Below are 14,210 nucleotides of genomic sequence, written 5' to 3'. Positions count from 1 at the left end.
TGCCCGCCAGTCCAACCGGCACCTTCGTAACTAATGGCGTGATGATGTTAAAGCTGCTTGCCTTGTGCCTTACCCTCTTTACCGGCCTGGCCCAGGCCACGGTTTTGCAACGTCCCATCAGCCTCGATACCGGCAGCGGTGAGCTTTTCGGCTCGCTGTTGCTGCCCAAATCCGACACGCCGGTGCCGGTTGTCCTGATCATTTCCGGTTCCGGTCCTACGGATCGCGACGGAAACAACCCCGAAGGTGGGCGCAACGACAGCCTCAAGCGCCTGGCCTGGGTGCTGGCCAAACACAACATCGCCAGCGTGCGCTATGACAAACGCGGCGTGGCCGCCAGCCTCGCGGCGACACCGGACGAACGCAACCTGAGCGTCGACGCCTATGTGGCCGATGCCGTGGCCTGGAGCCGCAAACTCGCCGCCGACCCACGGCTGGGTCCATTGATTATCCTGGGTCACAGCGAAGGCGCGCTGATCGCCAGCCTCGCCGCGCCCCAGGCCAACGCGGCGGCGGTGATTTCGCTGTCCGGCAGCGCCCGGCCGATCGACCAGGTGCTGCGTCAACAATTAAGCAACCGCCTGCCACCGCCGCTGATGTTGCGCAGCAACGAACTGCTCGACAGCCTCAAGACCGGTCGGCTCGACGACAACGTACCGGCACAGCTGCAGGTCATTTTCCGCCCCAGCGTACAGCCCTACCTGATCTCGTTGTTCCGCCAGGACCCGGCCCGCGCCTTTGCGGCATTGAAGATGCCGGCCTTGATCATCCAGGGCAGCAACGATATCCAGGTCAGCGTCGATGACGCCAGACAATTGAAAGCCGCCAAGCCCGACGCTGAATTGGCGCTGATCGAGGGCATGAATCACGTGATGCGTATCGTGCCCAACGACATGAAACGGCAACTGGCCTCCTACAAGGATCCCAACCTGCCCCTGGCGGCCGAGCTTGGTGCGCGAATTCTGCGTTTTATTGACTCGTTAGCCGCCCGTTGAGCGGTTTTAGTGGCAACTGGCCCTCCAGTCCTGGAAAAAACGGCCGATAGCCCGGTGTCGGGCAGCGCTATGGCTGTCGACCAGCCGGCCTGGACAGGATTTTTGCCGTTATGACTGAAACTGAAACTTCCCCCAACACTGCTGCCGAAGCCCCCGCCTCGTCTGCGGTGGAACTGCCTTGGGCCGACGTGCATACCGAACATCACAAGATGCTCCGGCTGGCGCCGCTCAAGACTGACCGCGCCACCGGTGCGCGGCCGTTGCGGTTTGTCGAGTTCAGCTATGCCGAGCGCCACAGCAAGGAACGCAGCCTGCTGCGCATGAGCATCCAGTTGCCGAACCAGCGCGTGCGCAAGGAACAGAATCACCTGGACGTCTGGGCCGACCACGTCGAGAAACGCCTGTTTTTTTCTCCGGACAATCTGCAAGTCGAGCCGTCCAACCGTGGCATCGGCCGTTTCCTGGCGGCCCAGGGCATTACCTGGGCCAAGAAACGCTGGTCGGCCTACCAGGTGCACGGCACCGACCTGGATAACAAGGACGCCCTGAACGAAGACACTCGCCTGCGCCGCGACCGCTTTCTCAAGGCCCAGGGTTTCGAGGTGGTCTACGCCGACGCCCAGCACCTCAAGGGCAGCGTCAAGCCAACCCACGTTGGCGATCTGCTCGGGGACTGGAACACCGAGAAGCTGCAGTTCGTGGAAATCCTTGAAGCGGCGCAGATGCTGCAACAGGCCGAGCAGAACCTGGCGGAACAGGAAGTCAAACTCAAGCAGCAGGAAGAAAAGGTCACCAAGTTCAAGCGCGAAGACGCCGGCCTGCGCTTCACCATCACCTGCCTGGTGGCCTTTGCCATGTTCCAGGCGGGGTTGCTGATCTGGATTGCGACGCGGCATTGATTGCTGCAGGAAGTTGCCTGACACACACACCTGTGGCGAGGGAGCTTGCTCCCGCTGGGGTGCGAAGCGCCCCCAGGGAAACGACCAATTCCAAACCCCGGGCGCCTGCTTCGCAGTCGAGCGGGAGCAAGCTCCCTCGCCACAGAGGCAGTCGCATCAAAACCAGGGTCAAACCCGCGAAGCAAACACCGCCTGATGCTGGCGGCACTGCTCGGCACTGAGCATGAACACCCCATGCCCGCCGCGCTCGAAATCCAGCCAGGCGAAATCGACTTCCGGGTACAACGCCTCGACGTGAACCTGGCTGTTGCCCACCTCGACAATCAACAACCCCTTCTCGGTCAGATGATCGGCCGCTTCGGCGAGCATCCGGCGAACCAGGTTCAAGCCGTCATCGCCGCAAGCCAGGCCCAGCTCCGGCTCGTGTTGGTATTCCTGCGGCATGTCGGCGAAATCTTCCGCATCGACATAAGGCGGGTTCGACACGATCAGGTCGAAACGTTGTCCCGGCAACCCCTCAAAGCCGTCGCCCTGGACGGTGAACACGCGCTCATCGACGCCGTGGCGCTCAATGTTCTGGTTGGCCACTTCCAGCGCTTCGAACGACAGGTCGGCCAGCACCACTTCGGCCTCGGGAAACTCAAACGCACAGGCGATACCGATGCAGCCGGAACCGGTGCAGAGGTCGAGAATCCGCGCAGGTTCCTGGCCCAACCACGGCTCGAAACGCTTTTCGATCAACTCACCAATGGGCGAGCGCGGAATGAGCACACGCTCGTCGACGATGAACGACATCCCGCAGAACCACGCCTCACCTAACAGATACGCCGCCGGGATACGTTCTGCGATACGCCGGCGCAGCAAACGCTGCACATGGACCAGCTCTTCGTCTTCAAGACGGCAGTCCAAATAGCTATCGGCAATTTCCCACGGCAGGTGCAGCGCGCCCAACACCAGTTGCCGGGCTTCGTCCCAGGCATTGTCGGTGCCATGACCAAAAAACAGATCCTCCCCATGGAAACGGCTGACGGCCCAACGGATATGGTCGCGCAGGGTACGAAGGCGGGAAGTGATCACGGCGGCAAACTCCAGAAAAATCGACGGGAGAGTCTACCAGCCAAACACGCCCCCACCAAAACGCACCCCAAAGACGAAAGAAAAGCTCCGGAACAAACGTAGGATTTATCCGTTTTTTGCCCTACCCATTGAACAAGAGGAGCATCTTGACAAGGCTGTAGGCCAGCAACGGCGGCCCTTGCGATGGAAGCGATTCACAGAACCGCTCAGCCAGAGGACAATGTCGCAAAAGCCCCACTCGAAGGAGCCCCAGAATGTCCGTTCCAAAAACGATGTTTCAACTCAGTGGCCGTGGTTATGCGGCGGCCAATCTGAGTCAAGCGACCTTGATCATCATCGATGCCCAGAAAGAATACCTCGCCGGTCCCCTGGCCCTGAGTGGCATGGATGCAGCAGTCGCGAACATCAAGCAATTGCTCGGCGCGGCCCGTGCAGCCGGTCGGCCGATCGTGCATGTGCGCCACCTGGGCACCCATGGCGGGCTGTTCGATCCACAGGGCGAACGCGGGGAGTTCATTGCAGGCCTTGAGCCCTTGGGTGACGAAACCGTGATCGAAAAACTGCTGCCCAGCGCGTTCCATGGCACCGAGTTGAAAAAACGCCTGGAAGACCTCGGCCCCCTGGACCTGATCGTCTGTGGGTTCATGAGCCACTCCAGCGTCAGCACCACCGTGCGCGCCGCCAAGAACCTGGGCTTTCGCTGCACCCTGGTGGAAGATGCCTGCGCCACCCGGGATCTGCCGCACAAGGGCGGCGTACTCAGTGCCGAACATGTGCACCAGACCGAAATGGCGATCATGGCGGACAACTTCGCCACCCTGGCCCTGACCCGCGACTTCACCTGATCGCGTCTCGATGAGCGGCCCGTTCCGCCGCTCATCCGCAAAAGCCTCTCATTTGCCGCGATTGCCCTGGTGTCCTGTATCACAAAGACTGTTCCTTTTTGACGGCGTCTGTTTTCGTCATGCTGCGTTGCCGCTCCTCGCCTGACGACAACAGCCACTCGTCAAAAAAGGAACGTATTTGCGAAACAGGACACTACTGTCAGGAACAACCCAAACATCTTCCGGTCGAAGGGCCGATACCCATTGAGGAAGGTCGGAATGAAGTTATCCGATGGTTTTGACGCACGTCGCTTGCGGCCCAAAGGTCCAAGCAACTGGCGCTTGCGTTTCGGCGCAGCGCTCGCGGCGCTCCTGGCAACGTTCGGTGTTCTGCTGGCCATGGCCGGTGCCGCCAGCCTGCTGGGCCGCCCGCCGGCACTGGGCGAGTTGAACGCCACCCCACTCGGCTCGGCAATTATTCTGGCAGTAGGGCTTCTCGTATTGTGGCTGGGTGTCTGGCTCTGGCGCCGCTGCCGCCGTCGCGCCCGCCAATCCCTGGAGCTGGCCATGGCTCCACATCTGATGAAAAAGCACGACTGACCCCCTATCCGACGTTTTGTCGCGCCCGATCTCCCCGGAGTTGGGTAAACTGGCCGGCCTTCGCGGAGGCTGACATGCAAGACGACGACTTTTCCCTGTTCAAAAGTGCGATCCAGAGCGTAAAACCGATCAAGCACGATCGCGCCGAGACCGGCAAACCCAAGGCCGATCGCGCACAGATCGCCAAGCTGCGCCAGGCCGCCACCGTGCGCACCGACGCCACCACCGCGGATGGCCTGTCCGATCAGTTCGTGATCGACGTAGGCCCTGAAGACGAGTTGATGTGGGCGCGCGACGGCGTCCAGGAAAGCCAGATGCGCAAGCTGAAGGTTGGCCAGATCCCCTTCGAAGGCAGCCTCGACCTGCACGGCATGACCGTCGAAAAGGCCCGGGAAACCCTCTGGGCCTTCCTGGCCGAAGCCACCAAATTCGAAATCCGCTGCGTGCGCGTCACCCACGGCAAAGCCGTGCGCCTGGATGGCAAGCGGCCGATGATCAAGAGCCACGTCAACACCTGGCTGCGCCAGCACCCGCAAGTGCTGGGCTTCACCTCCTGCCAGGCGAAACACGGTGGAGCCGGCGCGGTGTACGTGATGCTCAAGCGCACCATGATGGAAGGTCGCGACGAGTAGCGCCCGATTGCCGAGCTTGCAGCGCCGTGTCCGCCACCGTACCCTTGCCCTTTGCGTAAAATCCCACAGGTAGTTTCATGTCTCTGGAACAGAATTACACCGCGATCCTCGGCCAACTCGGCGAGGACGTTTCCCGCGAGGGCCTGCTTGACACGCCCAAGCGCGCTGCCAAGGCCATGCAGTACCTCTGCCGCGGTTATGAGCAGACCCTGGAAGAAGTCACCAACGGTGCCTTGTTCAGCTCCGACAACAGCGAAATGGTGCTGGTCAAGGACATCGAGCTGTACTCGCTGTGCGAACACCATCTGTTGCCATTCATCGGCAAGGCCCATGTGGCCTACATCCCGAGTGGCAAGGTGCTGGGGCTGTCGAAAGTCGCGCGCATCGTCGATATGTATGCACGTCGCCTGCAGATCCAGGAAAACCTCAGCCGCCAGATCGCCGACGCGGTCCAGCAGGTGACCGGCGCCCTGGGCGTGGCGGTGGTGATCGAGGCCAAGCACATGTGCATGATGATGCGCGGTGTGGAAAAGCAGAATTCCTCGATGATCACCTCGGTGATGCTCGGTGAGTTCCGGGAAAACGCCGCGACCCGCAGCGAATTCCTCAGCCTCATCAAGTAACCCGTCGCATGAAAAAACCGGCATTGATCGCCGGTTTTTTTTCGCCTGTGAAAAATCAGGTAAGCTGCGCGCCCTCTTCTTCCCTGCCGCGAGGCTTAATACCGTGATTGTCAAAGCGCTTCGAGTTGGCCTGGGCCAGCTGATTATCTTCATCGACTTCATCACCCGCCCCGGCAAGAAACAACGCCCGGCCGAGGCCCAGGCGCAGGTTGAACAAGACGCCCGCGGCCTGACGCTGTATCAGTTCCACGCCTGCCCGTTTTGCGTGAAAACCCGCCGCACCCTGCGCCGTCTCAACGTCCCGGTGGCCCTGCGCGATGCGAAAAACAATGAGCAGGATCGTCAGACGCTGCTGGAACACGGCGGCAAGATCAAAGTGCCGTGCCTGCGTATTGAAGAGGATGGCAAGACCACCTGGATGTATGAGTCCAAGGTGATCATTGATTATCTGGATAAGCGGTTTTCTGCGGTCTGATAATTTCCTGGTGTGGCTACTGGCCTCATCGCGAGCAAGCTCGGCTCCCACAGTGGGCCTTGGTGAACGCTAGATTTGTATTCACCATCGTCCCCTGTGGGAGCCGAGCTTGCTCGCGATGGGGCCCGGACAGCCACCACAAAGCCCCTGATATCAAGCCGCTTTTACCGCCAACGCCTCCCGCACCACTCCCGCCAACCGCTTGAGCCCTTCATCCAGCCGCGCCGGATCAATATGGCTGAAGTTCAGCCGCAAGTGCCCCGGATGCTTGTCCGGCTCCGGGAAGAACGGCTCCCCCGGCATGAACGCAACGTCAGCAGCCAACGCGGCGGCGAGCAAGGTGCGGGTGTCCAGCGGTTGCTTGAGGGTCAGCCAGAAAAACAGCCCGCCCTGGGGCACGTTCCAGTCGGCGATGTCGGAAAAATGCGTTTGCAGTGCGACCTGGAAGCGGTCACGACGATCCCGGTAGAAATCCCGCAACTCACTCAAGTGGTGGCGGTACTGCTCGGTGCCGATCCAATGCAGGGCCTGCCATTGGCCGATGCGATTGGTGTGCAGGTCCGCCGACTGCTTGAGCCGCAGCAGGTGCGGGAACAAATCCGGGCTGGCGATCAGGTAACCCACCCGTAGTCCCGGCAACAGAGTCTTCGACACAGTGCCGGTGTAGATCCAACTGGCCTTCTTCAGCCGACTGACAATTGGCGTGGCGCTGCCGCCGTCGAATGTCAGCTCGCGATAAGGTTCGTCCTCAACCAGGGTTACGCCGAACTCATCCAGCAGCGCCGCCACCGCATCGCGCTTGGCTTCGCTGTAACGCACCGCCGACGGGTTCTGGAAGGTGGGAATCAGGTAGATGAACGCCGGCCGATGCCGCTCCAGGCGGGCCCGCAACTGGTGCAGGTCCGGGCCGTCGGCCTCCAGCGGCACGGTGATGCAGTCGGCGCCAAACAGTTGAAAAATCTGCAACGCCGCCAGATAGGTGGGCGCTTCCAGCATCACTTCAGTGCCGACATCGATGTGCAGCTTGGCCGCCAGGTCGAGGGTTTGCTGGGAACCGCTGACCACCAGTACCTGACTAGCCTCGCAGGCCAGGCCCAACGAGCGCGCCTGCGCCGCCAAGGCTTCGCGCAGCGCCGGCTCACCTTCGCTCATGCCGTATTGGCCCATGGACACCGGCATGGCCTCCCACTCCACCTTCGGCAACATGGCTTCGGCCGGCAAGCCGCCGGCGAACGACATCACTTCCGGGCGCTGCGCCGCCGCGAGGATTTCTCGAATCAAAGAACTTTTGAGGCGCGAGACACGTTCGGAAAAAGCCATGGGATCACCTGTAGCGGGTCGCTGGAATAATGAGTCAAACTGGTTGACCGAAATTACTCCGACCCCTGTGGATACGTCAATATGCTTGACCTTAAAAACCCGACTTCCCAACAAATGGCCATGGAAGCGTTTTTCTTCGGTTACCAGGCGTTCACCGCCAAGGCCGATGAAATGCTCGAGCGTCGCGGCTTGAGCCGGGTGCACCAACGCATCGTTTTTTTCATCGCCCGCTACCCGTCTTTGAGCGTGAAGGAACTGCTGGCCCTGCTCGGCGTGAGCAAACAGGCGCTGAATATGCCGTTGCGCCAGTTGATGGAAATGCATCTGGTGAACAGCGTCGCGTCTGAGACAGACAAGCGTAAGCGGCTGTTGGAACTGACCGCCGAGGGCGAGCGGTTCGAGCAGGCGTTGCGGCGCGAGCAGGTGAAATTGCTGGAGCGGGTGTTTGCCGAGGCTGGGGAGGAGGCGGTGGATGGGTGGTTGGCGGTGAATCTGGCACTGGGCAAGGCCTAGGCTCAGATTGGCTTTGCCTGGACTGGCGCTATCGCGAGCTTGCTCGCGATAGCGCCCGCATGGGCGATATATCCCTATCGCCAGACATTTCGTCGACAACTCATAAAACATTATTTGCTTTATTTGTATACAAAAGCATAATTCGCTTCGTGCGAGTTCCTGACCAACAGGTCAACAAACATCGCCAGCCTTACCTGCCTCAAAGCCTCGCACCCCCCCTCAGGGCGTGCGGGGCTGGAAATAACAATAAAACTCTTGAGGAGTACTCGCTGTGGAAAGCCGCAAACCCGAAGCCCAGACGCTGGACCTTTCGCCGCCACTACGCAGTGGCTGGCTGGAACGCCTCTTCAAACTCAGCTTGCATGGCACCACGGTGAAGACCGAGCTGATCGCCGGCCTGACCACCTTCATCACCATGGCCTACATCATTTTCGTCAACCCCAACATCATGGCCGACGCCGGTATCGATCATGGCGCCGCGTTCGTCGCCACCTGCATCGCCGCCGCCCTGGGTTGCCTGTTGATGGGCTTGTACGCCAACTGGCCGGTGGGCCTGGCACCGGGCATGGGCCTGAACGCCTTCTTCACCTACACCGTGGTCGGCACCATGGGCTACAACTGGGAAACCGCATTAGGTGCGGTGTTTGTTTCCGGCGTGCTGTTCATGATCCTGACCTTGTCCCGGGTGCGGGAGTGGCTGCTCAACAGCATTCCGGTGAGCCTACGGTTCGCCATGGGCGCGGGGGTCGGATTGTTTCTCGGCCTGATCGGCCTGAAAACCGCCGGTATCATCGTCGACAGTCCGGCGACCTTGATCAAGCTTGGCTCGTTGCGCGAACCCGGTCCGCTGCTGGCTGCGGTGTGCTTCTTGATGATCGCCGTGCTCAGTTACCACCGCGTGTTCGGCGCGATCCTGATCAGCATCATCGCGGTGACCCTGGCCGGTTGGGGCCTGGGGTTGGTGCAGTACAACGGCGTCATGTCGACGCCACCCAGCCTGGCACCGACCTGGATGGCCATGGACGTCGCTGGCGTATTCAACGTCAGCATGATCAGCGTGGTGCTGGCCTTCCTGTTCGTGCACATGTTCGACACCGCGGGCACGCTGATGGGCGTCGCCCAACGCGCCGGCCTGGTGAAAGCCGATGGCAAGATCGAAAACCTGTCCCGCGCCTTGAAAGCCGACAGCGCTTCCAGCGTATTCGGCGCCATGGTCGGTGTGCCGCCAGTGACCAGCTACGTGGAAAGCGCCGCCGGTGTGGCCGCGGGTGGGCGCACGGGGCTTACCGCCGTGACGGTCGGTGTGCTATTTATTGCCGCGATGTTCTTCGCGCCACTGGCCGGGATGATCCCGGCCTACGCCACCGCCGGGGCCTTGATCTACGTCGCCATGCTGATGATGGGCGGCATGGCCCACATCGAATGGGATGAACCGACCGACAGTATTCCGGCCATTGTCACGGCCATCATGATGCCCCTGACGTTCTCGGTCGCCGACGGCATCGCCTTGGGTTTCATCACCTATGTGGTGCTCAAGGCCGGCACCGGCAAGCGCAAGGAAATCTCTGTCAGCCTGTGGGTGCTCTGCGCGATCTTCATCGCCAAGTTCATCTTCTTGTAAGCGAGACACGTAACCACCCGCCTCACCCATTGGGTGAGGCTTTTGTCCATCAGGAGCAAAGCAATGAATCTGGAAACCTGGCTGTTGTTCAGCGGTGCCGCCTTGGTGGTGATCCTCATCCCTGGCCCGTTGTCATTGTTGATGATCGGCAACAGCCTGAACTACGGCCTGCGCCGCTCGTACCCGGCGTTCCTGGGCGGGGTGATCGCTTCGATCTGCCTGTTGAGCGCCTCGGCGTTGGGGCTTGGCGCGTTGTTGATGGCGTCGGAACAGCTGTTCAGCGCCCTGAAGATTGTCGGTGCGCTGTACCTGTTCTACCTGGCCTGGCAGAGCTGGCAGCAATCGCGCCAACCTGCCCAGGGCGCCGAAGTGCCCCAGGCTGCTGCCGTTCCACGTTTTCGCGCGCTGTTCGGCCGGGCGTTCGTGCTGGGCGCCAGCAACCCGAAAGACATCCTGTTCTTTGCCGCTTTCCTCCCGCAGTTCCTGAGCGCCGAGCAAGCGTTCCTGCCACAACTGTTGATCATGATCGCCACCTGGACCGTACTCGACCTGCTCTGCAAGCTGGCCTACGGCCTCGGCGCCCATGGCGCTGCTCGGTATTTGCGCACGGGCAAAGGGCAGAGCTGGTTCAACCGGATCAGTGCCGGGTTGTTTGGTGGCGCGGGCGCAGCGTCGTTGCTGTCCACCCACTGAGCCCTGCGTTCTGCGGAACGGCAGCCAGGCTTTTGCAAAACATGGCAACAACCCATCGATATACACCGTTCAGGAAAACACCTTAGATAGAGAGCCATTTACATCATCGTTGAACAAGGACGTTCACCATGAGCAAGGCTTTTTATCCCGGCTCCGTTTCCGACGACCGGGCCGTAGTCATTACGGACCTGGGTTTTCATGCCAATGAATACGCTGTCGAAACACTCGACTTCAGGTCCGTCGAAGGAGCGCAACTGAGTCCGCAGCACAAGCATCGACAGGCCCAGCTTGAAGTCGTGGATAAACTTTACGGCCCGCTGCACATCGGCTCCGTGACAATCACCCGTTGCGCCCTGAATGCGCTCGGCGCAACGATCGATGGACAACCGCTGAACGGCGATAATACTTTTTTCCGCCATCCCAATCGCTTTTTCGTGAACTCGCTTCAGTTCAATGCAGGCGATATCGAAACACGTCTGAAACTGACCTGCGATGCGAACGACTACCGGTTGCCAACGTTGCTATTTGAAATGGCAAGCCAGCGTCCCCCCTGCGCGAGCCCATTGTTGAGTGAAGCCCCTGAAACACAGGTTGACCCCACCCACTATCGGAGCACGCTGGGAAAACTCCTGAAATCCGCGCAAAAGCTCGATAGCCGTGGTCTCATCCACGGAACATTCAGTTGGGTCAGCACCACCAGGAGCAACCTCCTCATTCCCACGGGCCTTGGACTTCAGGCCTTCGGAATCTATAGCGGCCTGCGAGGCCTGCAAGACGCCATCCGTAACAAGGATGCCTACCAGACCATTTTCAATGGGACCGGCGTGGCCGCCGAGGTCGCGTCTATCGGCGTCGAAGCCGCGGTGACCCGACAAGCCACTCAGATGATCAGGGCCGGCCATCGCTCCCTCGAGGATTTCGCTAAAACGACATTCGCCACACGGCTCGCGCGTGGAGGCGGCCTGATTGCCAGCGTCCTGACACTTCCTTTCGACATCATTTCCGCCGTCGACTCTTTCAAGGCTGCCGCCCACGCTACTGGCAAAGAAGCCACCGATCACTATGTCAGCGCAGCCTTGAGCGTCACCAGCGCCGCCATGACCCTGACCGTCGGCGTCGCCGCGCTCGCTGGGTTCAGTTCAGCCGGCCCCGTGGGCCTTGCCGCAGGGCTTATCCTGGTGGTGGGTTCACAAGTCTGGGGCGCCATACGTCAAGTCGATGAAATCGACGACTATATAGAGCTCACCGTACACGAGCGTCTCCGCACGGGTTGGTTGGCCTTCTGGACGATCGACCCCGACAAGGATATCCAGGAGCGCTACCTCATCGCCAAGGCGACCGCCGACCATACAAAGCTACTGCAGAACAATGCCCTGAACTTGCTTAGAGGCCCACTGAAGGACAGCACTGAAGCGATCGTAAACGGTACATTCACCGTGGAACTGGAACCGGTGACCTATAACACCTGGAGTTGGTGGACCGGTGAAAGGTACCAGGCGACGGCAGTACGCCCGAGGATCAAAGACAGCGACGACTGGATCGATGCGCGCAAAGGCGTTACTACCGGGACGCCGGGGGCAGTCATGGAAACGCCGGCCGGACATAAAGGTATCCATTGGTACATCGGCGGTGGCAACGACACTGTTACAGGGGTCGAAGACAAGCCCAACGTCTTTCACTACGGGGCAGGTGTCAAAGAACTGAGCGGCGGCACGAAAGATGACGTTTTTATCTTCGAGGGCTCGACAGAAAACCTCAGTAGAAACCAAACCCCTCCAGCAAACCGGCTGGTGGGTGGCGTGGGCAATGACACACTCATTTTATCGGGCCGTAGCAGCAGCCATCAGGCGCCGCGCCAGGGTTATCGGGTCGACCTGGACGCAGGACAAGTGTCCATCATCACTCAAGCCAGTGGTGATACGCAGAGCAGATGTCATCGCCATGCAGTGCTTGAAAGCATTGAAAACGTAGAAATCCCCGAGGGCGGTGCCAATGTCATCAAGGGCACAGCCGGCTCGAACATCATCAAATCCCGCGGCAACGATTCGATCGAGGCCGGTGCGGGAGATGACCGGATTTTTATTCTCAATGGAAATAACCGCAACGCCGACGGCGGACCTGGCGAAGATGTCTATGCCATCGCTCATAAAGCAGGCGGTGTATCGATCACCGAAGACGGCGCAGACAACAGCGTCATCGCGCTGGACTGGAGAGCCGACCTGATTGAAAGCTGGCGGATTGAAGATAGCAACCTGGTCATTACTTCATGCTTCGATGCAAATGACTGGGAACTTCGCACAGTCACCATCAGGAACGTCTATGCACATAGCGATCATTCAAGAGCCCTGCAAAACGACAGGCTGACGTTCATTACCCAGGATGGCTACCACTTGGTTCCCGATCTGCCCGAGATGATCGAGCACAGCGGCCCGTTCGACATTGAAACAGTCATGGTGCAGCAAGGAACGCCGCGAAACCCGGCCATCCTGAACGATCGGATAGAACAGCAGATCGCCCACGACAAAGACACAAGCTATTTCGTTTCACGCCTCAACGAACTCACCACCCTCAGGGTCAGGCAAAAAAGCGCGTTTTCCACCACGCTCCATCTGGATTACGTCAACTCCGACCTGACGGGTATCGAGGCCCACTACAACGCTCATGTCACTCAGGAAGATAAAGGCGACACCATAAAATATGGTGAATGTGGACTGACGTTACACTTTGGTCCTCGCCGAATCATCTTGAAGAACCTGGCAAGTTCCGACGAGCGTTATAGCGCGCAAAACCCGAACACCGGACGGCGGGCATTTTCCGCCTTGGCTTTGCAACATACGTTCATCCTCATCATGAATGACGGCTCGTCCTACCGTCTGGTCCAGCCCTCGCCCGCCTATGGCGTGTTGCTGGACGAAACATTCATCGCCAAAGATCCGGTGAAATGGAAAACGGAAATTTCGCCATCTCTCACACCCACCAAAAAGAAATACGCCTATCTACGCCCCTTGGACAAAAAACCCTATTACATGGGCAATTGGGCAACCTGCGCCACGCTGACAGCCCCCACCGAACAGACGGGGATTGAAGTCCTGGTTGGCGAAGGCGCCACCTACCTTGTCCACCTGAGCCCGAACATGACGCTACGCCTGTCCACACCGGGCGCATTGGCCGGCGCCAATCCGCGGTTACCCCATGCCTCCACCTGGGAGCTCGATGCCACGCACCTGGGTCGAGTCGAAATAAAACTTTGCGCCAATGTGCTGCGGATTGGCACAACCACCATCCATCTTCCCGCCTATGAGGCTCAAGACCTTGTCGACCCGATACGAGTCATCACGGCACAAGGCGTCGTGCATGCCGTCGACAGCCTGTTTGAGCAGGTTTATGTAGAAGCGCTCGATGGCCGGTACTTTGCCCCTCTCGCCGATCCCGACACACCATGGCCCAGCGAACTGTCGAGCCTGAAGTCCGAAGAACTGAAGGTTCTTCACGTTGCCATCAAGGACGGGGCTCCCGGCACCTTGAGCTATAACCTCAAAACCCGCAGGTGGATCCTAGATACCGATAAATCCCGAGTCATTGAGACGGCGAACCTGAGAAAAACAGACCTGTGCGACCACGCCCTCAAGTTCTATCAAGATCTGGCTCGCGAAGGCCTCAACCAGACGCACCCCATGGGTGATGACACGCTTCGTCTGTTGCGGGAAAAGTGCGTGGAACTGGTGGAAAACTTCACATTGGGAAACTCGGTGATATTTGCGCAAATGTTAGCGCTGAGCACGATCTTCGGCATAAGGCTCTCTCGCTTGAGCTGGATCCTCTCATTGGGTGAGACGTCTGCCAAACATGCATAGCCTTGACGAATGGCTTCGAAAGTTTCTTTCAGGCGCCATATATATGTAGTGCACCTGCCTGTCGGTTTTCCATGAACATCCTTA

Annotated in this window: 13 protein-coding genes; 11 read left to right on the top strand and 2 right to left on the bottom strand. The window is 59.6% G+C overall.

Translation table 11 applies throughout. The features are described from left to right. Nucleotides 1–41: 41 nt before the first annotated feature. Both ACWNZ1_RS25115 and ACWNZ1_RS25110 read left to right on the top strand, forming a co-directional pair. On the top strand, nt 42–995 hold the full coding sequence (locus ACWNZ1_RS25115; RefSeq protein ID WP_135848047.1) for an alpha/beta hydrolase: 954 nt from the start codon (nt 42–44) through the stop codon (nt 993–995). Between the two features lie 110 nt (nt 996–1,105). Then, nucleotides 1,106–1,894, top strand: coding sequence for a hypothetical protein (locus tag ACWNZ1_RS25110; RefSeq protein ID WP_135846575.1), 789 nt, complete (start codon nt 1,106–1,108; stop codon nt 1,892–1,894). A 168-nt stretch (nt 1,895–2,062) separates the two neighbouring features. Here ACWNZ1_RS25110 and prmB read toward each other — a convergent pair whose 3' ends face one another. Then, nucleotides 2,063–2,971 carry a 50S ribosomal protein L3 N(5)-glutamine methyltransferase gene (gene prmB / locus ACWNZ1_RS25105; protein ID WP_265072311.1) on the bottom strand — a complete coding sequence of 303 codons (909 nt, stop codon included), beginning with the start codon at nt 2,969–2,971 and terminating at the stop codon, nt 2,063–2,065. A 254-nt stretch (nt 2,972–3,225) separates the two neighbouring features. Between prmB and ACWNZ1_RS25100 the strand changes: the two genes are divergently transcribed. The 5 genes from ACWNZ1_RS25100 (at nt 3,226) to ACWNZ1_RS25080 (ending at nt 6,125) form a co-directional block, all read left to right on the top strand. Continuing rightward, nucleotides 3,226–3,816, top strand: a complete 591-nt coding sequence (locus tag ACWNZ1_RS25100) for a cysteine hydrolase family protein (protein ID WP_135846576.1) — start codon at nt 3,226–3,228, stop codon at nt 3,814–3,816. A 258-nt stretch (nt 3,817–4,074) separates the two neighbouring features. After that, nucleotides 4,075–4,395 carry a hypothetical protein gene (locus tag ACWNZ1_RS25095; protein WP_135846577.1) on the top strand — a complete coding sequence of 107 codons (321 nt, stop codon included), beginning with the start codon at nt 4,075–4,077 and terminating at the stop codon, nt 4,393–4,395. A 74-nt stretch (nt 4,396–4,469) separates the two neighbouring features. After that, complete coding sequence (locus tag ACWNZ1_RS25090; protein WP_456027948.1) at nt 4,470–5,027, top strand: Smr/MutS family protein; 558 nt, start codon at nt 4,470–4,472, stop codon at nt 5,025–5,027. A 77-nt stretch (nt 5,028–5,104) separates the two neighbouring features. Beyond that, complete coding sequence (gene folE / locus ACWNZ1_RS25085; RefSeq protein WP_003204506.1) at nt 5,105–5,650, top strand: GTP cyclohydrolase I FolE; 546 nt, start codon at nt 5,105–5,107, stop codon at nt 5,648–5,650. Nucleotides 5,651–5,753: 103 nt separating this feature from the next. Then, entirely contained in the window at nt 5,754–6,125 is a 372-nt protein-coding gene (locus ACWNZ1_RS25080; protein WP_135848049.1) for a glutathione S-transferase N-terminal domain-containing protein, read from the top strand. A 153-nt stretch (nt 6,126–6,278) separates the two neighbouring features. Here the strand turns inward: ACWNZ1_RS25080 and ACWNZ1_RS25075 are convergent, their stop codons facing one another. Beyond that, on the bottom strand, nt 6,279–7,445 hold the full coding sequence (locus ACWNZ1_RS25075; RefSeq protein ID WP_256453573.1) for an aminotransferase-like domain-containing protein: 1,167 nt from the start codon (nt 7,443–7,445) through the stop codon (nt 6,279–6,281). Nucleotides 7,446–7,526: 81 nt separating this feature from the next. Between ACWNZ1_RS25075 and ACWNZ1_RS25070 the strand changes: the two genes are divergently transcribed. From ACWNZ1_RS25070 to ACWNZ1_RS25055, 4 genes are all read left to right on the top strand, one after another. Next, entirely contained in the window at nt 7,527–7,958 is a 432-nt protein-coding gene (locus tag ACWNZ1_RS25070; protein WP_135846626.1) for a MarR family winged helix-turn-helix transcriptional regulator, read from the top strand. 271 nt (nt 7,959–8,229) lie between these two features. Continuing rightward, the gene (locus ACWNZ1_RS25065; RefSeq protein WP_210639922.1) at nt 8,230–9,579 is read left to right on the top strand and encodes an NCS2 family permease; all 1,350 of its coding nucleotides are present in this window, start codon (nt 8,230–8,232) and stop codon (nt 9,577–9,579) included. Between the two features lie 63 nt (nt 9,580–9,642). Beyond that, on the top strand, nt 9,643–10,272 hold the full coding sequence (locus tag ACWNZ1_RS25060; RefSeq protein WP_210639924.1) for a LysE family translocator: 630 nt from the start codon (nt 9,643–9,645) through the stop codon (nt 10,270–10,272). Between the two features lie 128 nt (nt 10,273–10,400). After that, nucleotides 10,401–14,126 carry a calcium-binding protein gene (locus tag ACWNZ1_RS25055; RefSeq protein WP_280944318.1) on the top strand — a complete coding sequence of 1,242 codons (3,726 nt, stop codon included), beginning with the start codon at nt 10,401–10,403 and terminating at the stop codon, nt 14,124–14,126. The last annotated feature ends 84 nt before the right edge of the window (nt 14,127–14,210 follow it).

It is taken from the genome of Pseudomonas sp. CFBP 5748 (assembly GCF_053850495.1).
This window is presented reverse-complemented; position numbering and strand designations above follow the sequence as displayed.

Excerpts from the sequence above, each read along its gene's own strand:
- ACWNZ1_RS25090 (WP_456027948.1), top strand. The coding sequence starts at position 4,470 with ATGCAAGACGACGACTTTTCCCTGTTCAAAAGTGCGATCCAGAGCGTA.
- ACWNZ1_RS25075 (WP_256453573.1), bottom strand. The coding sequence starts at position 7,445 with ATGGCTTTTTCCGAACGTGTCTCGCGCCTCAAAAGTTCTTTGATTCGA.
- folE (WP_003204506.1), top strand. The coding sequence starts at position 5,105 with ATGTCTCTGGAACAGAATTACACCGCGATCCTCGGCCAACTCGGCGAG.
- ACWNZ1_RS25115 (WP_135848047.1), top strand. The coding sequence starts at position 42 with ATGATGTTAAAGCTGCTTGCCTTGTGCCTTACCCTCTTTACCGGCCTG.
- ACWNZ1_RS25095 (WP_135846577.1), top strand. The coding sequence starts at position 4,075 with ATGAAGTTATCCGATGGTTTTGACGCACGTCGCTTGCGGCCCAAAGGT.
- ACWNZ1_RS25055 (WP_280944318.1), top strand. The coding sequence starts at position 10,401 with ATGAGCAAGGCTTTTTATCCCGGCTCCGTTTCCGACGACCGGGCCGTA.
- ACWNZ1_RS25100 (WP_135846576.1), top strand. The coding sequence starts at position 3,226 with ATGTCCGTTCCAAAAACGATGTTTCAACTCAGTGGCCGTGGTTATGCG.
- ACWNZ1_RS25110 (WP_135846575.1), top strand. The coding sequence starts at position 1,106 with ATGACTGAAACTGAAACTTCCCCCAACACTGCTGCCGAAGCCCCCGCC.
- ACWNZ1_RS25060 (WP_210639924.1), top strand. The coding sequence starts at position 9,643 with ATGAATCTGGAAACCTGGCTGTTGTTCAGCGGTGCCGCCTTGGTGGTG.
- ACWNZ1_RS25070 (WP_135846626.1), top strand. The coding sequence starts at position 7,527 with ATGCTTGACCTTAAAAACCCGACTTCCCAACAAATGGCCATGGAAGCG.